The organism is Aquiflexum sp. TKW24L (assembly GCF_023502205.1).
In the GTDB taxonomy this organism is placed as follows: Bacteria; Bacteroidota; Bacteroidia; order Cytophagales; family Cyclobacteriaceae; genus Cognataquiflexum.
In genome coordinates this window covers 174,245-200,252 of record NZ_JAMFLG010000004.1, presented here as the reverse complement: position 1 = coordinate 200,252, position 26,008 = coordinate 174,245, and the positions used below count along the sequence as shown (strand labels likewise).

Genomic DNA, 26,008 nt, shown 5'->3' with positions numbered 1-26,008 from the left:
ATACGTAGAAATATGCCTTCGGCGAAATAATTTTTGCACCAATTCTTTTTATGGGGATTGGTGCTTTTTTATTTCTTTTTTTTGAAATATGCTCTATTTAAAGTTCTCTCAGTATTGAAGTTTTGACTTAGAGCGAAATACATTGGAAATATGCCTTCGGCGAAATAATTTCAGCATCAATCCTTTAAATCAGGATTGATGCTTTTTTATTTCAATTTATTTCAATGTATTTCTACCCTATTTCAATTTAGTCATCCAATATCAACTAATATCTAATATCAATCAGTATCAGATATCTTTAGGAATTGGTTTTTTTTATTTCCATTATATTTCGATGTATTTCTACCATATTTCAATTTAGCCATCCAATATCAACTAATATCTATCCCGATAGTTATCGGGATCAATTAATATCTAATGGTTGGTCCTTTTTTATTTCAATTGTATTTCAATGTATTTCTACCTTATTTCAAAATAATCATCCAATACTAATTCGTATCATAAAATATTTCTACCTTATTTCAAAATTTGAATATGTTCCAAAACCAAATCATCTGGATTACCGGCGCTTCCTCAGGATTGGGGAAATACATGGCCCTGGAATTTGCCAAGCAGGGGGCAAAAGTAGCCCTAAGTGCAAGACGTGTTGATAAACTGGAAGAAGTATTGCAACAGGTAAAGGCATTAGGGGCCGAAGGTTTTTTGGTACCCTGTGATGTCCTTGAGGAATCTGAAATCGAAAAAGCTGTTCAGGATATTGTCAGCCACTATGGGCGCTTGGATGTGGCTGTTGCCAATGCAGGATATGGGGTCTATGGATTAATCGAGAACCTGACTGCCAAAGAATTGCGTCGACAGTTGGATATCAACGTCACGGGACTAGCGATGACAGCCAAATCTGCTATTCCTCATTTGAAAGCAACTAAGGGGAGGTTGGTGCTTATTGGCAGTGTGGCCGCTTATGTTCCCAATCCCAAAACCGGTGCCTATGGCGCATCCAAAGCTGCCGTCCGTTCTATTGGGCAGACTTTGCAGTTGGAATTGAAAGGAACAGGTGTCAGCTGTACGGTAATCCATCCGGGATTTGTAGATTCCAATATCACGAGGGTGGACAATGACGGCGTGTTTCATCCTGAAATTATAGACCCAAGACCAAAAAACCTCATGTGGCCGACAGAAAAAGCTGCCCGGGTTATGGTCAATGCAATTTCAAAGAGGAAAAAATCTTTTGTCTTTACCGGACATGGCAAATTAATCGCTTTTTTCGGTCAACATTTCCCCAATTTGGGTGAGTGGATGATCGGAAAAATGGGGAATTAAATAGAAGGGCTATGACTTGTAATTTGTAATAATCCTGTAAATTCAAGTCATCAAACCTGTCTGATATGAGATATTTTAGTGCTATTTTTTTAGGTTTATCTGTTTTGATTTTTTCCTGTGATTCTTCCCAAGAGTCTGTTAATCCAAAAAGAGAAAATATCTCGGAATCCGTCTATGCCTCCGGTCTCATCAAAGCACAAAACCAATATCAGGCCTTTGCTAATGCCAACGGGATTGTACAGGAAATATTTGTGAGTGAAGGAGACTCGGTAAAAATTGGAAGCCCCATCTTGGCGATATACAACGAGACAGCCAGGTTAAATAGGGAAAGTGCCGAACTGACACGGGCATACGCAGACCTAAAAGCGAATCAAACCCGGCTGAGAGAGTTGGAAAATAGTATTAAGAACGCAGAGAATATTTGGCAAAACGATTCATTGCTGTACCAAAGACAAAAAAGGTTAAAAGATCAGGGGGTAGGTTCCGAAGTAGATTTGGAACAGAGGCAATTGGCCTTTCAAAATTCGCGAAATGCACTTCAAAGTGCCAAGCTGAACTATCAGGATGTCAAAAGGGAAATAGAATACAATGAGAAAAGTGCTGGTAAAAACCTTTCCATCTCCAGGGCTTTAGAAAGTGACCTGATCTTGAAAAGTGAGGTAAATGGCAGGGTGTATGACCTGCTCAAAGAAAAGGGAGAAATGGTCAATGCACAGACACCATTGGCGATTTTAGGAAGTGCGGACCAATTTATTCTCGAGATGCAGGTGGATGAATACGATATCGTCAAGGTAAAACTAGGACAAAAGATCGTCGTGACCATGGACAGTTATAGAGGAGAGACTTTCGAAGCAAAGGTGTTCAAGATCAATCCTTTGATGAATGAAGCGTCGAAAAGCTTTTTGGTGGAAGGGATTTTTGTGAATGCTCCTGCTGTATTGTACCCTAACCTTACTTTGGAAGCCAATATTGTGATAGAGGTGAAAGAAAACGCGTTGATATTGCCAAGGTCGTATATTTTGGATGATGGCTTTGTCATCAATGCTGAAGGAGACACTTTGCCTGTCAAATTGGGACTCAAGGATCTACAAAAAGCAGAAATATTGGAAGGAATAGTTGAGACAACTGCCGTAATCAAACCTACCAAATGAAAATTTCTCTCATTTTAGAAATAGCCAAGGCGCTGATGCTTGCCCGGTTCAAACAAACCATGATAGCTGCAGTAGGGGTTGTTTTTAGCATTACGATGTTTGTCGCTTTATTGGGATTTATGAATGGATTGAATAAACTTTTGGATGGACTGATTCTCAACCGCACACCCCATATCCGTTTTTACAATGAAATCAAACCGTCGGTGAACCAGCCAATAGACCTTACTGATGAATTCAGTAACTTCTACAATATCATCAGGTCAGTCAAACCCGCTGCCAGCCGCCTGAGCATCTATAACAATGAGGCCATTATCAGAACACTTGAAGAAGATCCAAGGGTATTGGGTGTGGCACCAAAGCTCTCCGCACAGGTTTTTTACAATGTCGGGACCATTGACATCACCGGTGTCATAAATGGTATAGACGTTGAAGCCGAGAGCAAGCTTTTTGCTTTCACAGATTATGTGACAGTTGGGAATTATATTGATTTGAAAAACACCTCCAACAGCATTATTTTGGGAAAAGGCGCTGCCGATCGGATGATGGCCGAAATCGGGGATGTCATCCAAGCGACTACCTCTCAGGGCAACAGGGTGCAGTTGAAGGTAGTGGGTTATTACCAATCAGGTTTGGGTGATCTTGACAATGTGCAATCTTACGCCTCCATTGGCACCGTACAGAAAATGCTTGGAGAAACGGCCTCATATGTGACTGATATCCAGGTCAAATTGAAGGACTTTAACCTTGCTCCTGCTATGGCACGAGACTACCGTGATATCTTTGGGATCGATGCCGATGATATTCAGACTGTAAATGCACAGTTTGAAACAGGTACGAATATCAGGACTTTGATCAGCTATGCGGTAGGGATTACTTTGCTGATAGTGTCAGGTTTTGGGATATACAATATCCTCAACATGATGATTTATGAGAAAATGGATACCATTGCCATCCTGAAGGCCATTGGCTTTTCAGGTAGGGATGTGAATAATATTTTCATCACCATCGCCCTGACTATCGGTTTTGTAGGAGGCTCTATCGGATTGATACTCGGGTTTATGGCAGGTTTGGGAATTGAGCGGATCCCTTTTGAGACGGAGGCACTTCCGACGGTCAAGACCTTTCCGGTGGATTTCAATCCCAAGTATTATATCATTGCGGCGATATTCAGTATTGTGACGACGTATTTTGCGGGATATTTCCCTGCTCGCAAGGCAAGTGGCGTCGATCCGGTGGAGATAATTAGGGGAAAGTGAGGGGAGAGCCAAGAGGGGAAAAGCGAGAGACGAGAGAAAAGATAGTATTATAGCGGTAAGTCAAGAAAGAGCTTACACTTGTCATTTCGAAGGAGGTACGACTGAGAAATCTTTTAATAAATGAAAGTAATGTAAAATAGACTCTCCTTCGTCGAGGTGACAAGCTGAAGTCTTTGTTGATGAGAATCATTTTCACTTAGAATACCGACTTCTCAACCTGACAACGCGAAGCAGACAACCATTACAACAACTACAACCACTCAATAACTACAACCACTAACATGCAGGAACCCCCTGTCCTCGAAGCACAAAAAGTAAACAAATACTTTTACAGCCCTGATAAAACCCAGGTGCTGAAAGAGGTAACTTTTAAAGTGACTAGAGGAGAATTCGTGTCCATCATGGGAAAATCAGGTTGTGGCAAATCTACCCTCCTTTATATCCTCAGTACCATGGATACGGATTATGAAGGTACATTATCTATTGACGGGGAGGTGATTACCGGAAAAAGCCCAAGCTATCTTTCCAAAATCCGGAATGAAAAAATCGGATTCGTCTTCCAGTTCCACTATTTGCTCAATGAATTTTCTGTCTTGGAAAATGTCATGATTCCCGGCCTGAAACTCAACAAGAAATCCCGGCACGAACTCGAACACATCGCCATGGAGAAGCTGAAAATTTTTGACATGCAGGACCATGCACTGAAAAAAGCGAACCAACTTTCCGGTGGGCAAAAACAAAGGGTCGCCATCGCACGCTCCCTGATGAATGATCCTCTCATCATCATGGGCGACGAGCCGACAGGCAATCTTGACAAAAAAAACTCAGATATCGTCTTCAATATTTTCAAAGAGCTGGCACAGGAATTCAAGCAGACCATGCTCATCGTCACCCACGATGCAGAATTTGCTGCCGGCACAGATAGAATTATCGAAATGGAGGACGGATATATTATAAAGCAGTAATTTCTCGAATTAAACCAGATTTGGGTAGCGCTGTCTAATGAACACATCTTTTTTAAAAAAAATCTATCTCTACACCCATGAAAAATTCACACCTTTTACTCTTTTTTTTGGCAATATTATTTTCCTGCACAGAAAAAGAAACCCCTTATCCCAACCCATCTGCTTTGTATTTCCCGCCAATATCCGGAAATACTTGGGAATCCATGACTCCGGCTTCTCTCAATTGGGACTTGGCAAAACTGGAAGACCTAAAGAAATTATTAAAAAGCAACAGTTCCCGTGCATTCATCATTCTTAAGGATGGGAAAATAGTCGTCGAGGAATATTTTGGTACCAAAATCACAGGAGGGCAGCCTTTTGAACAAAATTCATTGTGGTATTGGGCATCGGCAGGCAAAACCCTCACCGCAACCTTGATAGGAATCGCACAGGAAGAAGGAAAGCTGGACATCCAAAAACCAAGTTCTGATTATATGGGAAAAGGCTGGACATCTTTAACTCCCACCCAAGAAGTCAAAATCAAAGTCTGGCACCAGTTGACCATGACCTCCGGCTTGGACGATGGAGTGGCTAGTCGGGATAATTTTTCGCCGGAGGCGCTCCGCTATAAAGCTGAACCTGGCACAAGGTGGGCATACCACAATGCTCCCTACACGCTTTTGGATAAAGTGATTGAAGGTGGAACAGGGCAAACCTTTCCCCAATATTTCAATGAAAAACTCGGGTCAAAAATTGGTATGACCGGAGCATGGCAGCGGATCGAATTCAACAATGTTTTTTTCAGCGATGCCCGATCGATGGCGAGATTTGGGCTTTTGATTTTGGCGAATGGTGACTGGGATGGAGAAAGCATCATCAAAGACAAAAACTTCCTAAAAGACATGGTCAGCCCCTCCCAAAATATCAACCAAGGCTACGGCTATCTTTGGTGGCTGAATGGCACAGACTCTTTTATGCCTCCGACTGTTCAAATCAAAGTCCCCGGATCCTATGCACCAAATGCTCCAGATGATATGTATTGTGGCATGGGCAAAGATGGACAATACGTTTGCGTGATCCCTTCACAAAATCTCGTGCTAGTGCGGATGGGAGAAAGCCCCGACCAGGTTTTGGTACCTTTTACTTTTTTGGATGATATCTGGGCAATCTTGAGAAATATCATTCCTGCCAATTAAGGACTTCAGTCAAATGATTTGTATCTTCGACCCGTAACCAAAATACCAGTTTTTATGATCAAAAAGACCGAATACAGTTTATTTCAGGATGTTTGTGGGTTTGTGGACGAAGCTGCCAAGCACATGGATATTCATCCGGGATTATTGGAGCAAATCAAAGAGTGTAACAGTATATACAAATTTCATTTCCCTATCCGAAACGATGACGGGACATATGAAACTCTCACCGGATTCAGAATCCAGCATTCCCACCATAAACTCCCTTGCAAAGGGGGAATCAGATATAGTGACCATGTGGATGAGGAAGAAGTGAAGGGTCTTGCCGCTCTGATGACATACAAATGTGCCTTGGTGAATGTGCCTTTTGGAGGTGCTAAAGGTGGGGTAAGCTTGGATCCAAAGAAATATACTGCCAACCAGCTCGAAAGGATTACCAGAAGATATACTTCCGAATTGATCAAGAAAAAATTTATCGGTCCGGCTATCGATGTTCCGGCTCCTGATTACGGAACGGGTGCAAGAGAAATGGCTTGGATTGTCGATACTTATGAGGCCTTTAATCCCGAAGTCATCAATGCCAAAGGATGCGTGACCGGCAAGCCCCTTTCCCAACACGGGATCGACGGTAGGACAGAAGCCACAGGGCAAGGTGTTTATTTTGGAATCAGAGAGGCTGTGGGTGTAGCTGAGGATATGGCTAAACTTGGTTTGAGTACCGGACTGAGAGGAAAAACTGTAATCATCCAAGGTCTTGGTAATGTCGGATTTTATTCTGCCAAATACTTAAGTGAAGCTGGAGCGAAAGTGATCGCAGTCGCAGAATGGAACGGCGGAATCTTCGATGAAAAGGGAATCAATATTGAGTCCTTGAAAAAATACCAAACCCAAACAGGTGGATTCAAAGGGTATTCATCGGGAGTATTTGTCGAGAAAAGTAAAGAATTGCTGACCTATGCCTGTGATATCCTAGTGCCTGCAGCCTTAGAAAATCAGATCACAAAAGATAATGCTGCCAAGATCCAAGCCAAGATCATCGGAGAAGCTGCAAATGGACCGGTAACCCAAGAAGCTGAGAAAATTCTTCTTGAAAAAGGGATCATGATTATACCTGATATGTACTTGAATGCCGGTGGGGTTACAGTCTCGTATTTTGAATGGCTCAAAAACCTTTCCCGCGTCTCTTTCGGTAAACTCGAAAAACGATATGACCAAGAAAAATACAGAAAGCTTCTTGGAACGATCGAAAATGCAACCGGAGAGGAATTTACAGATGATGAAAAAGAAGGACTGATTAGAGGTGCTTCCGAAAGGGACTTGGTACTTTCCGGTTTGGAAGAAACCATGGTCAATGCATATCATGCCATGAATAAAGTGAGACAAGAAAAAAACATCAAAAGTCTCCGGACTGCCGGATTTATATTGGCATTGGAAAGAATCTCAGTCAGCTACATGGATTTGGGAATTTTCCCATGATCGATTTTGGTTAAAAGGAAGAAAGGTTAATTAAAAAATTTGAAAGTTAGGAAGGTTTCAAGGTTGAAAAGTTGAGACCGAACTTCTTTTAAAACTTTAATAATTGAGTGAATCATTTGACTCAATTCTCCATTTCGGGGCTCAAATCTTTTGCTCTAGATTCATGCCTTTTATTACTGGGCTCTTTTGTCTCTTGTCTCAAGTCTCCTGTATTTTGTCTTAAAAAAATGTTAACAAAAAGAATAATCCCCTGCCTTGATATCAAAGACGGCAGAACAGTCAAAGGAGTAAATTTTGTCCAGTTGCGCGATGCAGGAGATCCGGTAGAGTTGGCCAAGATTTACTCTGATGAAGGGGCCGACGAACTGGTATTTTTGGATATCACCGCCACAGTCGACAAGCGAAAAACCTTGGCCGAGTTGGTTACCAAGATTGCGAAAGCCATCAATATCCCATTTACCGTAGGAGGTGGAATTTCCACTGTAGAAGATGTAAAAGTGCTGCTCAACGCCGGTGCGGACAAAATTTCCATCAATTCAGCGGCTGTCAACAATCCTCAGATCATCAATGAGATGGCGCAGGAATTTGGCAGTCAATGTGTCGTCGTAGCAATTGATACCCGAAATTTGGATGGGATAGACTTTGTCCATACCCATGGGGGGAGAAAGCCGACCATACTGCAAACCCAAGCATGGGCAAAGGAAGTCTGTGACCGTGGTGCTGGAGAAATCCTACTGACTTCTATGGACCATGACGGTACAAAAGGGGGATTTGCCAATGAGATTACCGCAGAGATTTCTTCGATGCTTTCGATTCCAGTCATTGCTTCCGGTGGGGCGGGAAATAGCGGACATTTCAAAGATGTATTTACCTTTGGCAAGGCAGATGCTGCATTAGCTGCAAGTATCTTCCACTTTAAAGAGATCCCAATTCCTGAACTCAAAGCTTATTTAACCAGTGAGGGAATCTCAATAAGGAAGTAAATAAATGAAATATAGTAGAAATACGCTTCACGAAATAAAAACCGAAATAAGGTAGAAATATGCTTCGCGAAATAAATGGAAATAAAACTGAAATAACGTAGAAATATGCTTCGCGAAATAAATTGAAATAAGCTTCTCCGCCTGGCCTAATTTCTATTGATATCTACCTTATTTCCACTTTATATCTGTTTAAAGAAACACAGTTGAAATATGCTTCGCGAAATAAAAACTGAAATAATGTTGAAATATGCTTTGCGAAATAAATGGAAATAAAACTGAAATAACGTAGAAATATGCTTTGCGAAAGCAATTGAAATAAGCTTCACCTATTGACCTTATTTCTATTTATATCTACCTTGTTTCCACCTTATTTCTACCTTATTTCAGAATATCAGAAAATTAAATATTACAAGAAAATAGTAATGAATAACCTAAATATAGATTTTGACAAAGTAGATGGACTCGTGCCAGCGATTATACAGGATGAAGTGACAGGTGCAGTCCTCATGCTTGGTTACATGAACCAAGAGTCTTTGGACCTGACCATATCTACCGGAAAAGTTACTTTTTACAGTCGGACCAAACAGCGGCTTTGGACCAAAGGGGAAACCTCCGGCAACTTCCTGATGCTCAAATCAATAAAACTCGATTGTGATAATGATACACTTCTGGTCAGGGTCAATCCTGTCGGACCTGTTTGTCACAAAGGAGATGATACCTGCTTTGCTGAAGAAAATAAAAGTAAAACACTTTTCATCGACCAACTCAGGGACATCATCAAAGACCGCAAAAACAACCCAACAGAAAAATCTTACACAGCATCGCTCTTTGCAAAAGGCATCAACAAGATCGCTCAAAAAGTAGGAGAGGAAGCAGTCGAAATCGTGATTGAAGCCAAAGATGACAACAAAGACTTATTTTTAGGAGAAGCAGCCGACCTGCTTTTTCATTACCTTATCCTCCTCGAAGCAAAAGAAATCGAACTCGATGAAGTGATGGAAGTGCTGATTAAGAGGCATAGGGGGAAATAAAAAGTATCCTTCAAAAAAACAGAGTAATTAATTGAGGGGGACGCAAATTTCGCTGTAGTCCATTCCATCTCACTCCATCCAATCCCACACCACAATAATCCACTCTTCTCCATCGGCATTGGGGTAGCGGCTGAGTTCGCGGAAACCGACGCGGTAATGGGCTGCAAGGGAACGATAGTTGCGCTCGGAAATTTCTGTGATGGCAAAATCGAAATTGTCCCCATGGACTTCTCTGTACAATTCATAGCATTGGTCAAAAATCCCCTGTCCACGATACCCTTTGTCCACAGCGACTTGCCCGACGACGAGGTAATTGTATTCCGAAAGCGGAACACCTTTGTATTCCAATTGGTCAAACTCTTCAAACATGGGGATCAACATCTCAATGTCTTCTTTGCAATCCACCGTCATCGCGAGGATATAGGCCGCGACATATTCGTCATCTTTTGCAATGATATGTGGTGCATAGGAACTCATCTTCCAAAGATCTTCTACACTATGCTCCGCAAAGACGAATCCCTGATCAAGGGAATCCAAGTTTTTGATGTGGTTTTCTTGCTGCAGGTCAAGGATGCCTACAAATTCCTCATAGGTTTCGGCGGTTTTGAAAATTAGGGACATAAGAATGGAACCACGGAATTCTGGCTGTCCGTGATGCCGTGAATTTACATCAAAAACCCATTCTCCACGGGGTAAGGTTTAGGAATATTTTCATCGTTGAGCATTTCTCTCAAATCGATTTCTATTCCCCTGGTGATGGACGAAATAGGTACATCATTGTAGGCACCTTCAAAGGGATTTTCGGAGTAATCCCCAATTCTTTCCATCAGGAAAAAAATCCAAATGATCATTCCTGAAAATGGAATCGTCATCCAGAACCATAGCTCATCTGACTTCAAAAAAATGTCTAACAACCCAAAGGGGATCAGTGCACAAAAAACATAGGTCATCCAAAGGGCAACTGAGGCATATTGCCGGGGAAGGGGAAAGTTTTTGATCCTTTCCGACATGCCCTGATTGTCATAAAGTCTGCCTATCAGTTGGTGAAACCAAACTTGTTTGAAATCACTGACTAATCCCTTTAGTCTCAATTCGTTGATAACATCTGATTGTCTTTTGAGGATTTGAGAGGGAATATTTGATTTGGTTTTGAAATGCTGCAGCTCAGATTCTGACAGGTATACTTCCAGTTCCTTATCGAGACCATTTTTCAGGATTTCGGCATAAGTAGGAACGAAAACGATGTTTTTTGGACCAAACTTATGCTCCCAGGTTTTTGGGTTCCTCAACATGTGTCTTAGGGAGATTACCCATGCCAAATGTCTGTAGATGATGGTTTTTTTTATTTCTTCGGTGTTCTCGTTTGGAATCTCATTTAATAATGTCAGGACTGCTGTAGCAAATGTCCTACTGTCATTGACGATAGCTCCCCAGATTTTCCTAGCCTCCCATGTACGGTCATAGGAGGAGTTGTTTTTGAAACCTAGGTAAAACGAAACCGCAATGCCTATGATGCTGATGGGTTCCCAAGGCAGGGTAAATTTGATTTCAGTGATCTGGTAAAGGATGGTAATAACGGCGGCATAAGCAACTCCATAGTAAAAAGGTTTTCTGGACCATTTGAAGGTCATCTTCAAGCTGTAATTTCTATTTACATACATATCTGACTGGCTTTTTTAGTTTAAAAGTAATCGAGTACTACATAGGTTCATTTGGATTTATGAATTGATTTTGATTTTTATTCTAAAATCCTTTCAAACAATTCCCTACACTTCAATTCAACTTTAGCGGTATTTGATTTTTTATTTTGTTGGAGGGAAGCTAATAGGTCGATGTATTTTTTGGATATATTTTCTTTGTCAGTTAAAAACCCTGTCAAATGCTGCAAAAAGAGATGGTTTTCATACCATACCAAAAGGTCTTTCTGTAGTTCGCTCATCCTCTCATGTACTTCTTTGACAAAAATCGGATTGAAGCCGGATTCAATCCGGAGGTTTTCCAAAGCGGTAATGGTCCGGATACCTTCATATATGTCCTTGAGTGCTTTGGTGTCGAGTTTCGTTTTGTTGTCAAGGTTAAAATATTCCAACTCCTCACTGATGATCTGAGTAGTTGCTGTATTGATCATCAATGGCTTTAGGTTTTTGCTGTACTGATAGACTGCTTCAAATAGTTCCTCCCAAATCTGCAATGGGGCTGATAAAATTAAATCATACACCTCAGCATAAATTTTGTTTTTTTCTGTTTCCAGCGCTTTTGTGTAGGAGTTGAACACGACATTGTCCTTCATTTTGACTGCCTCCATTTGCCTCATGATCATTTTGAGGTGCTTGGTTTTCTTGAGCCCTTTGAAGATTTTTTTGAAAGGAGTAAATAATACGAACTTAAGGTTTTCTTCTTTGAAATGAATTCGAGAAAGTAATTCCACGTAGATTTCGAGGAAAATCATTTTTTGCTCCAATTCACCGGATTTTTTCCCCCTGTACCTCTTGCTCAAGGATAAAAAAGCTGATTTTGCGTCTTCAAACTGTTGGGTAAACAACCTGAAAATGGGGGAAACCTTTCCTTGCATGGCTTAAGAGATTCTGACCAAAGTTGCACCGTATCCAAACCGGCTTTTTTGTGTGTCCTGAAAATACTTAATATTTCCCAAATGGCTCAAATACTTGTGTATTTCTTTTCGAAGTACGCCATTGCCTATTCCATGGATAAAGGTGATTTCATCCATACCGGAGGCAATGGCGTAATTGATATTTTTTTCGAAAGTCTCTATCTGAAGACGGAGCATTTCGGTATTGCTCATTTGTGAAAAATCCTTTGTCAGCTGCTCTATATGTAAGTCAATTTCTTTTGGTGGCTTTTGAAATTTAATCACCGGAATGGTTTTTTCCGTGTTTAGCTGTTCGTTTAGTTTTTGGATGTCAATTTCTTTAGTCTGATCTGAAAGCTTGAACACATAGCCACTTTTGTCCAAAATAGGTGCAGTTCCACGGCTTTTGAAAAAGGAAGAAGCCTTAAATTTTAGCCTTCTCTCAAAAGAAGGTTCCATCTTCTCGATTTTGGGATGGATGGGGAAAAACTGTACCAATAGCATCGGCCATTCCTCAAAATCGTGGATGGATTTTTCGCCCAGTTTCTGGGAAATTTTCTTTTTGATCAATCCTGAAAAAATGGTTTGTCCATTGCCGCCATAGACTTCAGTAGCCATCAGGAGATAGTCCCGGTCGGTATTATTGCTAATGTAGATGCTGTGGTCTTTGTCATTGAGAGGAAGATAAGCGAGAAACAAGCCATCTTCTTTTGAAGTTTTGATCTTCGAAAAGGAACTAGGCTGGTCGGCCACAATTTCCTTAGACTCGCCGAAATATTGCTTTTCAGCACTGGAAATGACTACAATCTCATTCTTCATTGCAGGGATACGGAACCCGTCTTCGATCTCCACTTCCACCCGTCCGCTTGCGGATATTTTTACTATAACTCCTTGTTCGTTGCCGTGAAGCAAACGGACTTTGTCTCCTATGTTCATGTGTTCAATGCTGTTTTGTATGTTTCTATGGCTCTTTCCCGTGCAAATTTGTGGTCGACCATAGGCTTTGGATAATCGGATGTCCCATATTCTGGTACCCATTTTTTAATATATAGGAGGTCTTTGTCAAACTTTTCGGTTTGGGATTCTGGATTGAAAACCCTGAAATAAGGCTGTGCATCCGTACCCGTTCCTGCGGCCCATTGCCAACCTCCATTGTTGGAAGACAATTCGAAATCCAACAATTTCCCAGCAAAGTACGCTTCTCCCCATCGCCAATCAATCAAAAGATGTTTGGTGAGAAAACTGGCGACTATCATTCTTACTCTATTGTGCATAAAACCGGTGGCATTAAGCTCCCGCATGCCGGCGTCTACGATCGGATAACCGGTCCGGCCTTCACACCATTTCTCAAAATCTTCCTCAGCATTCCTCCAAGGTATTTTGTCATATTGTGGTTTAAAAGCTTGATTTACCACTCGGGGATTATTGTGGAGGATCATCATATAAAATTCTCTCCAGATTAATTCATTGAGGTATGTTGCATTGAGTTTTGAGGCTTCTAGAGCAAGTTTTCTGACGCTGATGGTCCCAAACCTTAAGTGAATTCCAAGCCTTGAGGTTCCCTTGATTCCTGGGAAATTCCGGAGTGAATCGTATTTTTGGATCAAAGGTTTGTCTATATCCAAAAATGGAATTTGGATGTCAGATTTCTTAAAACCCATATCCGATAGACTCGGGATAGGTAGTGGAGGTGACTGATAAAAGTTGTTTTTATTAGGATCAAGCTGCAAAAGTTGGATAGCTGCTTTGCTGAATTTTTCTAGCCACACTCTGCTGTAAGGTGTAAAGACTTTGTAAAATTCCCCGCTGCCATTGACGATTTCTTCCTTTTCGAAGATGACTTGGTCTTTGAAGTCCAAAAACTGAATCTCTTTTTCTTTTAGTAAGTCTTTGATGGATTGGTCGCGTACTTTTGCATAGGGCTCGTAGTCGCGGTTAGTATAGACATTCTGAATGTCGAATTCTGCTAAAAGTTGGCGGAAAATGTCAATAGGCTTCCCATATTTTACCAAAATCGTACTTCCGAATTTTTTAAATTCCTCTCTCAGATTCAAGATTTGCGAATGGATAAATCCAACTCTTGCATCATTCTTGTCTTCGAGTTTGTCTAAAATATCGATGTCAAAAATAAAGAGTGGCAAGACATTTTTCTCATGCATGTAAGCATAATACAGACCGGTATTGTCCTCCAACCTCAAATCTCTCCTGAACCAAAATAGGCTGATTTTTTCCATAATTGTTAACGTCCTTTCAGCTTAGAAGATTCTTGGACCGAAATTGTTTCAATCCTTTTTGCCTTTTGGAATATTTTTTATCGGTGGATCCATCTGGTAATCCAAAGGACTCACTTTACTTTCCAAGCTGTCTAAGGGGATGTTTTTCCAATCTTCATCTTCTCCCTTGTCATACCTCAAATAATCATCTTGGTCATTGATCCTAAGCTTTTGCTTTTCTTTGTTTCTGATCCTGACCCAAAGTTCACCAAAATTATTGAACGATAGGTTTTGAGATACGGACACTCCGTAAGTGGCGACATTTCTCGCCAATGAAAGTGAGGTGAAGGTATTGAAATTATTACGGTTATAGACCCGCAACCTGTAGCGACCATCCTGGGTGATCATATACTCAGCCTGCCAGTCACCGGCGATACTGTTAAGATCGGCATTGCCCTGCAGGTCTGTAAAACCACCATCCCTTGACACCCTTAGCCTGCCATCCAAAAATGTGTAAGCTACCCGTAGCTGGAAAGTTTCCAAAGCACTTTGGTTAAGGTTTGCCAAGTTGATATCAACTTCCAGATTTTGATCCACTTGAGCGATAAAGCTGTTGAGCTGGGAAGAAAGCAATTGGCTTAAGTTAGAAGTAGCGATGTTGCTGACTCCACTGAATTGGCCTTCGGGAGACAGCGATCTCATCATGATAACAGAAAATACCTGCCTGTTTTTCTCCTGTTCATCATTGGCAATCCGATTTTGGAATGCTGAGATATAGGTCTGGATATTTCCTTCTGTCGGGAACTCTGCAAAGTCAAAATTGAATGTAATCTCAGGTGATAGAATTTGGCCTTTGAGGTTCATGAGAACTTTTAGCGGAAACCTTCTTCTCATGGCGGGATCTTCCACAGCGGCGTTTTGGTTTGTCTGAAGACTTTGAAGTGAAATACTTTCTAAATAATAAGCACTTAGGTCCATCACTCCTTCATATGGATCGCCAAACCACGAAATCCTACCACCGGGCTGCACAATAAATTCTTTTCGCAAGATATTATAAAGTGAAAAGTTGTACTTGGCTTCTGTGATTTCATAATTTCCTGACATAGAAAAATTTCCCTGAGTATCAATGTTCATCGTCAATACCCCTCGTCCGCGTCCTTGGATTGTTTCCCCAGTCCTTGGGTCAATCTGGATTTCGGTATAGGCATCAGGCGTGACATCAAAGGTGAAGTTCATCCGCACATTGCTGATATCCAGTTTTTCGATAGTTTCCTCCAAAGAAATCATTCTTGTGGTATCGAGGACATTGATGATATTGATATAATCTTCTTGTGCTTCGAAGCTCTTTGATCCTAAAGGAATAAATATCCTCGTATTCCTTTGGGAGGTAGCTCGGGCCGTGATATCAAGGTTATTGGCAGCACCAAAAATATTCAGTGTTCCTGTCACATAAGCAGTCCCATAAAACTGCTCGTTATCTTTGGAACCGGTATTGAGGACCTGAAAATTATCCAGCGTGGAAGAGATGTCGAGTATAAAATCCGTGAAATAATCATGTGAAATTCCTCCTCTCATCCTGGCACGGTTTCCATTGGTGTCTCTGAGAGTCAGTTCTCTAAAGCTGATTTCATTGGTATTGAATATCAGGTTGCCGTCTATAGTGTATTGGGTTTTGAGATAATTGACAAGCAATGTTCCACCGGTCACCAACCCGTTTCCGATCACAACAGGAAAAGGAATTGAACCTCCAATCTCAAATTCACCGGAAACAGTTCCTCCCATTCTAGTGATATAATTGGAAAGAAAGGGTTCTAAGATAGATAAATCAGCTTCGTTCAATTTTGCGTTAAGCTGAAGTTGGTCGTCAAAACTGCCCAAAAACCCATCAATGGAAATCACCTTTTTTCCATTTCGGATATTGCTTATTTCGATATTGATCAGTTGGTCAGCAATGAAAGTGGCAGCATCGATATTCCCAACCAAAAAATTATTGATGTACAATTCATCTATATTAATCTGTCCATTGATCCCTATAGATTCATAAAAATTGGTGAATCCGAAGTTTCCATTTGCAAGACCACTGAATTCCTTTGTACTCAAAGTATTCAGAAAATCCATATTCACTTCATGGATCTCAAGTCCAAGCATTTCATTTGGATTTGGAGAAATGGTTCCGTTGAGTGCAATAAATTGGTCACCGTTAAATAGCTTGATGTTGTCAAACAGGAAAGATTTTTGTGCAATATAAATGCTGTTATCCTCATCAAAACGCCATATCTTATTCAGAATTTTGAGCTCTGATGGTTCAAAAACCACCGTTGTATGGTCTGGGTAGATCGTAATTTCGTTTTTGACCCGGACATAACTTCCGGTCTCCAACTGGTCTTGGTCATACCTAAAATCAATACTTGATTCATCCCAAATGGCTTCAATAGCGAGGTTATTAAATTTTAGACCGGAATTGAGTTCTTGCTTTTTGGAGAAAATATAAAAGGATGCCAAAACCTCAGAGCTGTTGATCAGCTTTGAAGTATTGAAATCAAGATTGGTCTCGTAGAGGAAATTCCCATCATAATAAATGGTATCTACACTGGAAAAAAAATTGAAAATGGTGTTGTTAGGCGTTTGGTAAAAGGCACCTTCTATGATGGTATTTTTTGATATTGTTGCCCTCGGTTCCAGAAGGTTGATAATGGGATTGATGTCAATGAATTTGAGGTTGAGGTCAATGCTATATGGTTCCTCATTGGCATCCGCACGCAGCGAGATTTTTTCATCTGAATTTGTCAGGATGGCAAGGTATTGTTGGCTTAGGTTTTGGATGTCTTCCAGAAGTTGCCTTACCTTAAATTTTCCCGAGATACCTGCCACGAGCAAGTCAGAGTTAAGGGAGATTACCCTAGATTCATCTGTGAAAAGTGATTGGAAATAAAAATTGTCTACGAATAAATTTCTGCCTTCGTAGCTTAAATTCACATCACTGAACCTTGCTATTCCCTCGATGTCATCCAAGGTGACGCCCTTGGTATCTATAGCTATTCTTCCGCTTACAAAGGCGTCTTTTTCCACAAAATTTAACTCTTTGAGAAAGGCAGTATCCAATTTGACCGTCATACGAACAGAATCTTTTCCTTCTCTCAAGTCCAAGACGCCACTCAGTTCGCCTTTAAGATTGGGGTCGTTTACTTTTAGATTTCCTCTGAATAAGTCCTTTCCGTAAGTAGCGTCAGTTACAATGTCTACATAATTATAGCCATTGATTCCGGCGCTTTTTATATTGGCATCTACCTGCAGAAGAGCAGTTTCCAATGTTAGTCCGGTTCCACGGATTTGTCCGGTCAAGGTGACTTTTTGGAATCTTTCCCTGTCTTCGAGCAATACACCGATGTCTAGGTTATTTAATTGTAGCCTTCCGGTAAAAGTTGGATTGTTTTTCTCTGTTTTGAAACTGAGCCTTCCGATAATATCACCGATTCCGGTTCGGAAATTTCCATTTGCGGTAAAATAACTGATGTAACCTGAAAAATCCGTATCAAATCGCACATCCTTAAATTTGTTGATTTCTTTCCTCGCCTCTTCACTGATATATGGTGAAAGGTCTTTGCTGTTAAGAACCGAGTTGACTAGGGACAATTCAAAAAATGTACTGTCAATATTGGGGAGTCCATCGATTTTGAATTTTCCAAATAAGGCACTTTTTTCTCCGAACCTTACCAATAATTCCTCAGATGAAAGGTCATCTACAGTGCCTTCAAATTCACCTGAGATAAAAATCCGGTCTTCAATATTAGTAAGGCCATCTGTAAAGTATTTCAAATCTTGGATATCCAAGGCAGATTCATCCAGCCTTGCCAAGATAGTAACTTCATGGATGAAATTTGAAAGGCTTTTGGTAGAAGGATAACTGAATTTAAGGTAGTTTTTGATCTCTGTTCTATTAGACCTCAAATACAAATCGTCAAACTCCATGAATGTTGAGCTGAAAGTAAAATCAGTTTTCAACTGCTGAAAAACAAGTCCTGACGTAGATTCTAATCCCCGCAGGTAATTGACTTTGATGCCTATAGTCGGTCCTTCAGCGTAAAAGTCGTCCGCATCAGCGATGAGGTTCCGAAACTGAAGTGTGTTAAAATCAAATCCGCTCTCCACCGGAGCACTGCCATAATTGATGATATCCAAGTTTGCCTCTTTGAGACTGATGTTTTTGATACCAAACCTAGAGGCTTTTTTGTTTGGATCCCGTGGCGCACCTGGGAAGAGAAGGTTTATTTGGTACAAATACTCAGCAATATTGATAAAATCTTCCTCCGGATGGAAGAGAAGCCTAATCGTTCCTTTTTCTAATTTGATCTGGTCTACTCCGGGATTGTTTCTATCCAATAGTCCCGAAATAGAAAAATCAATATAAACATCCTCCAGGTCCACCATCAAGCTGTCATGGTGGTCGTAGATTACCACATCCTGAAGGCTGATGGCATCCCACCACCTGATCCGGACTTTCGAAATACTGGTTTTAAAGCCGGTGTTTTTGCTGAGGTATTCGGTAAATGATTTGGTGATTTTTGTCTGTATCACCGGGATCTGAACAGCTACCACTAGCAATAGTAAAAGCACAAAAAGTATAAGAACCAACCTGAAGAACACCCTAAAGGCTTTCATTAATTTTTCCGTAACTTTGGGGTTCTTTTCCAAGAGGCAAGCGAAATGAAGATAAATATTCTGGCTATTGAATCATCTTGTGATGAAACGTCGGCGTCGGTCATTTCTGATGGCAAAATACTTAATAATATCATCGCCACGCAATCGGTACACGAAAAATATGGGGGTGTAGTTCCTGAACTTGCCTCACGTGCACACCAACAACACCTGATTCCGGTCGTCCATGAAGCGCTTGAATCTTCGGGAATCAGCAAACAGGAGCTTTCAGCGATTGCTTTTACCCGAGGGCCGGGATTGATAGGGTCGCTACTAGTTGGTGTATCCTTTGCCAAATCTTTAGCATTTGCCCTTGAAATCCCTTTGATAGATGTCAACCACATGCAGGCGCATATTTTGGCACATTATATTGAAGACCCAAAACCATCCTTTCCTTTTATCTGTCTGACAGTGAGTGGAGGCCATACCCAACTAGTTTTGGTCAGAGACTATCTGGACATGGAGGTGATAGGGGAGACGTCAGATGATGCGGTCGGGGAGGCGTTTGACAAAACAGCAAAACTCCTCGGACTGCCTTATCCCGGTGGACCATTGATCGATCGCTATGCAAAATCAGGCAATCCAAATGCTTTCAAATTTCCCGTTTCAGATATGCCGGGTTTGAGTTTTTCATTTTCGGGGATCAAAACTGCCGTTCTATATTTTCTTAGAGATAACCTGAAGGAAAACCCAAATTTCATAAATGAAAACCTAGCTGATATCTGTGCATCTGTTCAGTACACTTTGATCAAAATGCTTTCCCAGAAACTTGTAAAAGCATCAAAGGAACACAAAATCAAAGAAATCGCCATTGCCGGCGGGGTATCAGCAAACTCGGGATTGAGAGAGGAATTGAATCATCTTGCTGCCAAATACGGTTGGAAAGTATATGTACCAAAATTCGAATATTGCACTGACAATGCTGCTATGATTGCCATGGCCGCACATTTCAAATATCTCAAAGGAGAATTTTGTGGGCTTGATGTCGTGCCGGAAGCCAGGATGAAAATTTAGAATAGTATCAAGTATCGAGTATCAAGAAGAAAAGAAGTAGCAGTGTTCAGTCTCAGTTTGCAGTTGTGCCTAATTAAAGTACAAGTCTATGCTAAAGGAAAAGGTTTTCTTTGTCATTTCGAAGGAGGCACGACCGAGAAATCTCTATTTATTATCGAGTATCAAGAAGCGAGCCCTTCGACTTCGCTCAGGGACCATGCGGTCAACTATTAACCAAAAACCTTCGAAGTCAAAAAGAGACCTCAAAGATTCTTATCGATTAACCAATTAACCATATCGACAACCCTACAACGCGTAGCAGACAACAACTTCAACCACTACAACCACTACAACCACTACAACAATTACAACCACTACAACAATTACAACCATTACAAATAGTAAAACCAAGCATGGCCGTTACCAAAAAGAACAAATTCGATAAAATCATCAACATCAGGAACAAGAAGGCGAGTCATGAATTTGAGTTCCTAGATACTTACACTGCAGGCATTGTCCTTAGTGGGACGGAAATCAAATCTGTGCGCGAAGGGAAAGTGTCACTTACTGAAGCATATTGTTACTTTCAGAGAGAAGAATTGTATGTCAAGCAGATGCATATTGCTCCCTATTCAATGGCGTCAAGCTATAACCACGAAGCTGTCAGAGAGCGAAAGTTATTGTTGAACAAAAGAGAACTAGAAAAAATAGAGACCAAGTTTTCTGAAAAAGGATTGTCAATAATTCCAATAAGGATTTTTATCAATGACAAAGGATTGGCTAAAATGGAAATTGCAGTAGCCCGAGGCAAAAAACTGCATGACAAGCGGGAAGACATCAAAGAAAAAGATGTTAAAAGAGAGTTGGCTAAAATGAAGTTTTGAAACATTTGTATACTACAACAGGTTTTTCCAAGCAAAGATTTTATATTAGGGCATTATGGAAAGACGTGTTTTGGTTTTAAACTTGGATCACTCACCTGTTGCTGTGGTGACAGTCCAAAAAGCCTTCGTCCTGACTTACTTGGAAAAAGTGAGTTGTCTGACTTTTTATGAAGACTTGACCATCAGGACCGTAACCAAAAGTTTCAGATATCCGGCAGTAATCAGACTTAATGAATACAAAAATATTCCTTACAAAGGTGTATTGCTCAACAGGACAAATATCTTTAGGCGAGACAGTCATGAATGCCAGTATTGTGGATCAAAAAAACAATTGACATTAGACCATGTCGTACCTAGGTCCAAAGGCGGAAAATCTAATTGGATCAATCTCGTGTCAGCCTGTCACCGCTGCAATGTGTACAAAGGCGATAAAACTCCAGAGCAGGCAGGAATGCAGCTCAGATCCCAACCATTTAAACCTAGTTTGGGATTTTTTTTGGCAGAATATGCGGAAAGGCATGCAGAAGAATGGGTGCCTTATATTGAATTGAGAACTGTCTAAATTTACCTATATTATCCTTCCATTCTAGATGTTTCTTTTAATCAGAAAGAAGACAATGGAACAATTATTGCCATTTTGGAAAGGATAAAAATGCATAGATGCGCCTCAAAGAAAAATATCGGGTCGGAGGGAAAGTTGTAACAGGGTTTATCCTGGCGTTTTTTTTGGTTCTTGGTGTAAGTGCCGTCACATATTTCAGCATCCGAAATCTACTTGATACTGTTCAGGACCTTACCGAACCCAATGAAAAGCTCCAGCAATTGAACGGACTCATGGCTGATGTTTATGTCTTGGACATCAATAAAACCGAACGGACTTCTGACAAAGATTCCGTTTCGGAAGTCACTAGAAAAAGAGTCAAAGAAAGACTGGAATGGTTGAAGTCTAACACCCAAGATTCAACTGAAATCAAGACCTTGGATGAAATCAGCTTGACCATTTCTGAATTGATGGTAGTTTTTGCAGGCTTAGAAGAGGTTAGAAATTACCTTGCTAATAGGAATTTTACCGCAGAAGCCCTAAAAGGGATTGAAATCCGGATCAAGAGACAGCAGGAGTTGAGCGACTTGCAGTTTTTGGGACAAGTTAGACCCAAGGATTTGCTATCCTCCTTAAATCCAAAAGCCGATGAACCGGATACGATTGGAATAGCAGCTGTTGAACCTGAAGAGGAGGTAGTAGAACTTGATGAGCAAGAAGATTTTGATTTTGAAGAAGAACTTATTGAAATCGCCGAAGATATCCGCCAAGTAGAGGCCGCTGCTAAGCAACCATTACCGGTTAACTCTGGAAATCAGGATTCCACATTACTTGCCATCAGGTCAACTGTAGAAAAAATCTATAAGGACGAGCAGCGTCTTCAAAACAGATTTCAACAATTGGAAGCAAGTCTTATTGCTAAAAACACTGAAATTTTTTCACAAATCCAGAAAATGGTTTCTGAACTTCAGACCGAATTGCTGAATGAATATAATAACCAAAATCAGTCTGCTTACCAGCTTACCTATACGGTTTCTTGGATTTTGGGAATTTTGGTTTTTTTGGGTGTTGTTGGGTCTTTAGGCTTTGTGTACAGCATCTTGCAGGAAGTGGATAAAGCAAACTTGTACCGCGAAAAATTAGAGGAAGCCAAAAGAAATTCTGATATCTTGGCAAAAACAAAGCAGGACTTTCTTGCCAACATGAGCCATGAAATCAGAAACCCTCTCCATGCCATTCAGGGTTACCAAAAAGCTTTAGAAAAATCGGGTCTCAAAGGCAATCCTAAAGAATTTGTAGAGCGGATAGGCTTCGCTTCAGATACATTATTGTCAGTAGTCAATGACATCCTTGATTTTTCTAAGCTTGAAGCAGGACAAATCCATATTGTAAAAGAACCTTTTGATGCCGGGAGACTTTTTATTTCCATCAAAAGATTTTTTGAATTGAAGGCTCAGGAAAAGAATCTGTATTTCAATTGGAACATCGATCTTCCACAAGAGAATTGGCTCCTAGGAGATCAATTAAGGATTAATCAGATCATGAACAACCTTTTGGGCAACTCACTTAAGTTTACCCAAAGCGGAGGGATCAAAGTAGATATATCTTGGGCCCACAAACTTCTCAGGATCCAAATTTCAGATACCGGAATGGGAATGACGCCTGAAATTAAGCAACATATTTTCAAGGAATTTAATCAAGGAGACACCGCAATCAACAGGAAATTTGGAGGTACCGGTCTCGGTTTGGCAATTGTCAAAAAAATGATTGACAAATTGGAGGGGACTATTCGGGTGGAAAGTGAAGTTGGCAGAGGGACTGTTATTTTAATTGATCTTCCTTCTGAACAAGTAGAGGCCATGCAAAAAGAAACTGATCAGTTATTAGATTATTCACTTGAAGGAATGAAAGTGCTTGTGGTGGATGATGATGCTATTGGGCTACAATTGCTCAAAATGATCCTCGAGAGCAAAGGGGCACGGGTAATCGATATCAATGGAGGTGTGCATTTCAAGAATAAATTTATTCCGGTTGACTTCGATATTGCCATCGTTGACATTCAGATGCCGGAAGTCAGTGGCCTGGAAGTGGTCAAAATCCTTCGTGCCAAGGAGCAATACCGCATGCTTCCAGTAATTGCCATGACAGCAAATGTATTTGTGGAGGAGGAGAGAAATATTCATTCCGTTGGATTTGATGGCTTGATTTTAAAACCATTCAATGAAAATGAAATCGTCAACCAGATCGGATTGCTTTTGGGATTAGAACCAAAAATTTCAAATCAGGAAAATGATAATAAGAAATTGCCCGATTTGATAATGCCAGAATATGATTTAACTGACCTACACAAGTTTTGCATGGGTGACCACACTATGTTAATGGAAACCATCCAAGATATTATCTGGGTTACTAAAGAGGAGGCAAAAGATGTAGAGGCTGCATTGGGAAATCTGGATTTTGGAAAAATCCGAGAGATTGTCCATAAGTGGTCCAGTAGATTAGGCCAGATGAAAATCGATTGTGCCCGATTGGCATTTGATATTGAAGTAGCTTTGAAGAATGGAAAAACTGTAGAAACAACCGAATCCATCCTCAAATTATTGAAGGAAACCCATCAGGTAATTGAAAAAATTCAGTCCGATTGGAATTTGGAGCTCGCCTCATAAATCATTTGAGTCCGTATTTTTCCATTTTATTATAAAGTGTTTTTCTGTCTATCCCGAGCATTTGGGAAGCTTTTGATTTGTTAAACCTAACTTCTCTCAGCACCTTTTCTATCGTCTCTTTTTCGTGGTTTACCAGATTACTTTTATAATCAGTTGGAAATTGCTGGGATTCAGTAGTTATCTCAAGTAGATCTTTTGGCAATAAGTCCCTGGTAATCAATTTATCATGACACAGGAGGACTGACCTTCTCACGATGTTTTTTAGTTCTCTTAAATTTCCCGGCCAAGAATATTCCATAAAAATCCTTTCCACCTCTGGGTCAACGCCAGTGACATATCGGCCTAGCTTTTCATTACTTTGATGGATAAAGTGGTCGGTAAATAGTTGGATGTCCTCTTTGCGGTTTCTTAACGGTTCAAGATTGATCGTGAATTCATTCAATCTATGGTAGAGATCCTCTCTGAAGTTTCCGTCCTGACTTGCTGATTTCAATTCATCGTTGGTGGCGGCAATGATTCGCACATCTATTTCTGTTTCTTTATTAGCTCCGATTTTCCGGATTTTCCTTTCCTCTATTGCGCGTAGGAGTTTTATCTGAATCTCATAACCTAAGTTGCCTACCTCATCCAAAAAAATAGTACCTCCATTTGCCTGCTCAAAATGTCCTGTTTTATTGTCGAGGGCTCCCGTAAATGAACCCTTGATATGTCCAAAAAGCTCACTTCCCGCAAGCTCTGTACTCAATGCACCACAATCAATGGCTACAAAGGGTTTGTTTTGTCGTTTTGAATTTTGGTGGATTTTCTTCGCTATATATTCTTTTCCCGAACCTGTTTCTCCTAAGATCAACACACTTAAATCCGTAGGAGCGACCAACTGGATGAAATCTTCCAACTTGGCAGCGTTGGCACTGTTTCCTTTCACATAATCCAATTCCTTAATTTCGGAGGTTGCCGACTGCGGTTTGGGTACCGCATGCCCTAAAAGTGCTTCCTTCACTGTTACCAGCAATTCATCCGGATTGATGGGTTTGGTAATGTATTCAAAAGCTCCCATCTTCATGGCTTTCACTGCGATTTTGATATCGGAGTAATTGGTAATCAGGATGACTTTTATATCTGGGTTTTTCTTACCGGACTGTTCGAGCAGCTCTAGGCCGTTTCCATCAGGAAGGCGGTAATCTGTGATGATCAGTTGGGGCCAACCCGACTGGATCAATGGTTTGGCCTGAGCAAGGTTGTTAGATGATTGAACTTCAAATTTATTTTTTTCTAAAAAATTACGGATAATCCTAGAATAGGTAATGTCATCTTCTATCAAAAGTATTTTCTGCATCTCAAACCGGTTTGACCTGAGAAGATAACAAAAAAAGCACCAGAATATTCCAGTGCTTTTAAAATAGACAAATTTTAGATTGGTTAACCTTCAATCTCTTCTCCTAGGGCTGTATATTTCTTAATTAGTTCTTCGCCGCCATCTTCAAATTTTATTACGAAGTGATCGATTTCATCTTCAGTAATCACCTGCCATGCTTCACTGATTTTGAGAGGTTTTAATGTTTCATCCTTCAAAATAGCCTCTTTTACGGGAACAGGTAGGTTTGCCGGATCTACTTTCACTTTTTCCTTTTCCTGAAAAAATTTAATCTCGGATGGGCTTTCTGTGGAGATGGTGGCATATCCCATCAAAGGCGCAGTGCCTAATCCAAGAATAAACATTGCGGGGATGATAAATCGGGTTTTCATAGTGAGTTGGTTTATGGTATATCGGTTATTAAATTGGCTTTAATTATAAAATTGTCTTTCCAGACTGTTGGCATGAAATAGGACTTCTTTGGCCTCTTGGTGTTTACATGCATTAAGTTCGAAGTTTCTAATGCTTATACTTTCTGTAGCAAGGATTATTAATTCCAGAGAAGATGCTGCTATTGTCCGTTTCATAAAAACCCTTTTTGCACATGCTGTGCCAAAGTAAAAGTGGCCTTTATTGCTCAAAAACAATGTTTTAAAATTTGAAAGTGGGGAGGTCAGTTCCCTAACTGTAGACAAATTCCCCAAATCCAAATCATAGA

At 40.6% G+C, this 26,008-nt stretch carries 21 protein-coding genes; 12 read left to right on the top strand and 9 right to left on the bottom strand.

Annotation, left to right across the window (positions count from 1 at the left end):
* Positions 1 to 534 precede the first annotated feature (534 nt).
* From M3O96_RS04625 to hisIE, 8 genes are all read left to right on the top strand, one after another.
* Positions 535 to 1,320 carry an SDR family NAD(P)-dependent oxidoreductase gene (locus M3O96_RS04625; protein ID WP_249719129.1) on the top strand — a complete coding sequence of 262 codons (786 nt, stop codon included), beginning with the start codon at positions 535 to 537 and terminating at the stop codon, positions 1,318 to 1,320.
* 65 nt (positions 1,321 to 1,385) lie between these two features.
* Positions 1,386 to 2,471, top strand: a complete 1,086-nt coding sequence (locus M3O96_RS04620) for an efflux RND transporter periplasmic adaptor subunit (protein WP_249719128.1) — start codon at positions 1,386 to 1,388, stop codon at positions 2,469 to 2,471.
* Positions 2,468 to 3,727: an ABC transporter permease gene (locus tag M3O96_RS04615; RefSeq protein WP_249719127.1), complete on the top strand. Its 1,260-nt coding sequence runs from the start codon at positions 2,468 to 2,470 to the stop codon at positions 3,725 to 3,727. Before M3O96_RS04620 ends, M3O96_RS04615 begins: the two co-directional genes overlap by 4 nt.
* 281 nt (positions 3,728 to 4,008) lie before the next feature.
* Positions 4,009 to 4,692, top strand: a complete 684-nt coding sequence (locus tag M3O96_RS04610) for an ABC transporter ATP-binding protein (protein WP_249719126.1) — start codon at positions 4,009 to 4,011, stop codon at positions 4,690 to 4,692.
* A 77-nt stretch (positions 4,693 to 4,769) separates the two neighbouring features.
* Positions 4,770 to 5,867: a serine hydrolase domain-containing protein gene (locus M3O96_RS04605; RefSeq protein WP_249719125.1), complete on the top strand. Its 1,098-nt coding sequence runs from the start codon at positions 4,770 to 4,772 to the stop codon at positions 5,865 to 5,867.
* A 54-nt stretch (positions 5,868 to 5,921) separates the two neighbouring features.
* The gene (locus M3O96_RS04600) at positions 5,922 to 7,340 is read left to right on the top strand and encodes a Glu/Leu/Phe/Val family dehydrogenase (RefSeq protein WP_249719124.1); all 1,419 of its coding nucleotides are present in this window, start codon (positions 5,922 to 5,924) and stop codon (positions 7,338 to 7,340) included.
* A 227-nt stretch (positions 7,341 to 7,567) separates the two neighbouring features.
* Positions 7,568 to 8,323: an imidazole glycerol phosphate synthase subunit HisF gene (gene hisF / locus M3O96_RS04595; RefSeq protein WP_249719123.1), complete on the top strand. Its 756-nt coding sequence runs from the start codon at positions 7,568 to 7,570 to the stop codon at positions 8,321 to 8,323.
* 422 nt (positions 8,324 to 8,745) lie between these two features.
* Positions 8,746 to 9,354, top strand: a complete 609-nt coding sequence (gene hisIE, locus M3O96_RS04590) for a bifunctional phosphoribosyl-AMP cyclohydrolase/phosphoribosyl-ATP diphosphatase HisIE (RefSeq protein ID WP_249719122.1) — start codon at positions 8,746 to 8,748, stop codon at positions 9,352 to 9,354.
* Between the two features lie 69 nt (positions 9,355 to 9,423).
* Here the strand turns inward: hisIE and M3O96_RS04585 are convergent, their stop codons facing one another.
* The 6 genes from M3O96_RS04585 to M3O96_RS04560 form a co-directional block, all read right to left on the bottom strand.
* Positions 9,424 to 9,975: a GNAT family N-acetyltransferase gene (locus M3O96_RS04585; protein WP_249719121.1), complete on the bottom strand. Its 552-nt coding sequence runs from the start codon at positions 9,973 to 9,975 to the stop codon at positions 9,424 to 9,426.
* 44 nt (positions 9,976 to 10,019) lie between these two features.
* Positions 10,020 to 11,015 (bottom strand): bestrophin family protein, encoded by a 996-nt coding sequence (locus M3O96_RS04580; RefSeq protein WP_249719120.1) that lies wholly within the window; start codon positions 11,013 to 11,015, stop codon positions 10,020 to 10,022.
* Positions 11,016 to 11,092: 77 nt separating this feature from the next.
* A complete protein-coding gene (locus M3O96_RS04575) occupies positions 11,093 to 11,926 on the bottom strand; it encodes a hypothetical protein (RefSeq protein WP_249719119.1) in 834 nt (277 codons plus the stop codon).
* Between the two features lie 3 nt (positions 11,927 to 11,929).
* Positions 11,930 to 12,880, bottom strand: a complete 951-nt coding sequence (locus M3O96_RS04570) for a Smr/MutS family protein (RefSeq protein WP_249719118.1) — start codon at positions 12,878 to 12,880, stop codon at positions 11,930 to 11,932.
* Positions 12,877 to 14,178, bottom strand: coding sequence for a cryptochrome/photolyase family protein (locus tag M3O96_RS04565; RefSeq protein WP_249719117.1), 1,302 nt, complete (start codon positions 14,176 to 14,178; stop codon positions 12,877 to 12,879). The genes M3O96_RS04570 and M3O96_RS04565 overlap by 4 nt, the downstream gene beginning before the upstream one ends.
* 48 nt (positions 14,179 to 14,226) lie before the next feature.
* A complete protein-coding gene (locus M3O96_RS04560; protein ID WP_249719116.1) occupies positions 14,227 to 18,816 on the bottom strand; it encodes a translocation/assembly module TamB domain-containing protein in 4,590 nt (1,529 codons plus the stop codon).
* A gap of 45 nt (positions 18,817 to 18,861) precedes the next feature.
* On the opposite strand from M3O96_RS04560, the gene tsaD reads away from it, so the two are divergent.
* From tsaD to M3O96_RS04540, 4 genes are all read left to right on the top strand, one after another.
* On the top strand, positions 18,862 to 19,866 hold the full coding sequence (gene tsaD / locus M3O96_RS04555) for a tRNA (adenosine(37)-N6)-threonylcarbamoyltransferase complex transferase subunit TsaD (RefSeq protein ID WP_249719115.1): 1,005 nt from the start codon (positions 18,862 to 18,864) through the stop codon (positions 19,864 to 19,866).
* Positions 19,867 to 20,258: 392 nt separating this feature from the next.
* On the top strand, positions 20,259 to 20,729 hold the full coding sequence (smpB, locus tag M3O96_RS04550; protein ID WP_249719114.1) for an SsrA-binding protein: 471 nt from the start codon (positions 20,259 to 20,261) through the stop codon (positions 20,727 to 20,729).
* Between the two features lie 55 nt (positions 20,730 to 20,784).
* Positions 20,785 to 21,291 carry an HNH endonuclease gene (locus M3O96_RS04545; RefSeq protein ID WP_249719113.1) on the top strand — a complete coding sequence of 169 codons (507 nt, stop codon included), beginning with the start codon at positions 20,785 to 20,787 and terminating at the stop codon, positions 21,289 to 21,291.
* A 98-nt stretch (positions 21,292 to 21,389) separates the two neighbouring features.
* Entirely contained in the window at positions 21,390 to 23,936 is a 2,547-nt protein-coding gene (locus M3O96_RS04540; protein ID WP_249719112.1) for a hybrid sensor histidine kinase/response regulator, read from the top strand.
* Position 23,937: 1 nt separating this feature from the next.
* Here the strand turns inward: M3O96_RS04540 and M3O96_RS04535 are convergent, their stop codons facing one another.
* The 3 genes from M3O96_RS04535 to M3O96_RS04525 all read right to left on the bottom strand — a co-directional run bounded on the left by M3O96_RS04535 (position 23,938) and on the right by M3O96_RS04525 (position 25,877).
* Entirely contained in the window at positions 23,938 to 25,272 is a 1,335-nt protein-coding gene (locus tag M3O96_RS04535; RefSeq protein WP_249719111.1) for a sigma-54-dependent transcriptional regulator, read from the bottom strand.
* A gap of 83 nt (positions 25,273 to 25,355) precedes the next feature.
* Positions 25,356 to 25,682, bottom strand: coding sequence for a hypothetical protein (locus M3O96_RS04530; RefSeq protein WP_249719110.1), 327 nt, complete (start codon positions 25,680 to 25,682; stop codon positions 25,356 to 25,358).
* 39 nt (positions 25,683 to 25,721) lie between these two features.
* The gene (locus tag M3O96_RS04525; protein WP_249719109.1) at positions 25,722 to 25,877 is read right to left on the bottom strand and encodes a hypothetical protein; all 156 of its coding nucleotides are present in this window, start codon (positions 25,875 to 25,877) and stop codon (positions 25,722 to 25,724) included.
* Between the last annotated feature and the right edge of the window lie 131 nt (positions 25,878 to 26,008).

Bases quoted from the DNA above. Each gene is read 5' to 3' on its own strand.
- M3O96_RS04625 (WP_249719129.1), top strand. From the start codon at position 535: ATGTTCCAAAACCAAATCATCTGGATTACCGGCGCTTCCTCAGGATTG.
- M3O96_RS04620 (WP_249719128.1), top strand. From the start codon at position 1,386: ATGAGATATTTTAGTGCTATTTTTTTAGGTTTATCTGTTTTGATTTTT.
- M3O96_RS04615 (WP_249719127.1), top strand. From the start codon at position 2,468: ATGAAAATTTCTCTCATTTTAGAAATAGCCAAGGCGCTGATGCTTGCC.
- M3O96_RS04610 (WP_249719126.1), top strand. From the start codon at position 4,009: ATGCAGGAACCCCCTGTCCTCGAAGCACAAAAAGTAAACAAATACTTT.
- M3O96_RS04605 (WP_249719125.1), top strand. From the start codon at position 4,770: ATGAAAAATTCACACCTTTTACTCTTTTTTTTGGCAATATTATTTTCC.
- M3O96_RS04600 (WP_249719124.1), top strand. From the start codon at position 5,922: ATGATCAAAAAGACCGAATACAGTTTATTTCAGGATGTTTGTGGGTTT.
- hisF (WP_249719123.1), top strand. From the start codon at position 7,568: ATGTTAACAAAAAGAATAATCCCCTGCCTTGATATCAAAGACGGCAGA.
- hisIE (WP_249719122.1), top strand. From the start codon at position 8,746: ATGAATAACCTAAATATAGATTTTGACAAAGTAGATGGACTCGTGCCA.
- M3O96_RS04585 (WP_249719121.1), bottom strand. From the start codon at position 9,975: ATGTCCCTAATTTTCAAAACCGCCGAAACCTATGAGGAATTTGTAGGC.
- M3O96_RS04580 (WP_249719120.1), bottom strand. From the start codon at position 11,015: ATGTATGTAAATAGAAATTACAGCTTGAAGATGACCTTCAAATGGTCC.
- M3O96_RS04575 (WP_249719119.1), bottom strand. From the start codon at position 11,926: ATGCAAGGAAAGGTTTCCCCCATTTTCAGGTTGTTTACCCAACAGTTT.
- M3O96_RS04570 (WP_249719118.1), bottom strand. From the start codon at position 12,880: ATGAACATAGGAGACAAAGTCCGTTTGCTTCACGGCAACGAACAAGGA.
- M3O96_RS04565 (WP_249719117.1), bottom strand. From the start codon at position 14,178: ATGGAAAAAATCAGCCTATTTTGGTTCAGGAGAGATTTGAGGTTGGAG.
- M3O96_RS04560 (WP_249719116.1), bottom strand. From the start codon at position 18,816: ATGAAAGCCTTTAGGGTGTTCTTCAGGTTGGTTCTTATACTTTTTGTG.
- tsaD (WP_249719115.1), top strand. From the start codon at position 18,862: ATGAAGATAAATATTCTGGCTATTGAATCATCTTGTGATGAAACGTCG.
- smpB (WP_249719114.1), top strand. From the start codon at position 20,259: ATGGCCGTTACCAAAAAGAACAAATTCGATAAAATCATCAACATCAGG.
- M3O96_RS04545 (WP_249719113.1), top strand. From the start codon at position 20,785: ATGGAAAGACGTGTTTTGGTTTTAAACTTGGATCACTCACCTGTTGCT.
- M3O96_RS04540 (WP_249719112.1), top strand. From the start codon at position 21,390: ATGCGCCTCAAAGAAAAATATCGGGTCGGAGGGAAAGTTGTAACAGGG.
- M3O96_RS04535 (WP_249719111.1), bottom strand. From the start codon at position 25,272: ATGCAGAAAATACTTTTGATAGAAGATGACATTACCTATTCTAGGATT.
- M3O96_RS04530 (WP_249719110.1), bottom strand. From the start codon at position 25,682: ATGAAAACCCGATTTATCATCCCCGCAATGTTTATTCTTGGATTAGGC.
- M3O96_RS04525 (WP_249719109.1), bottom strand. From the start codon at position 25,877: ATGAAACGGACAATAGCAGCATCTTCTCTGGAATTAATAATCCTTGCT.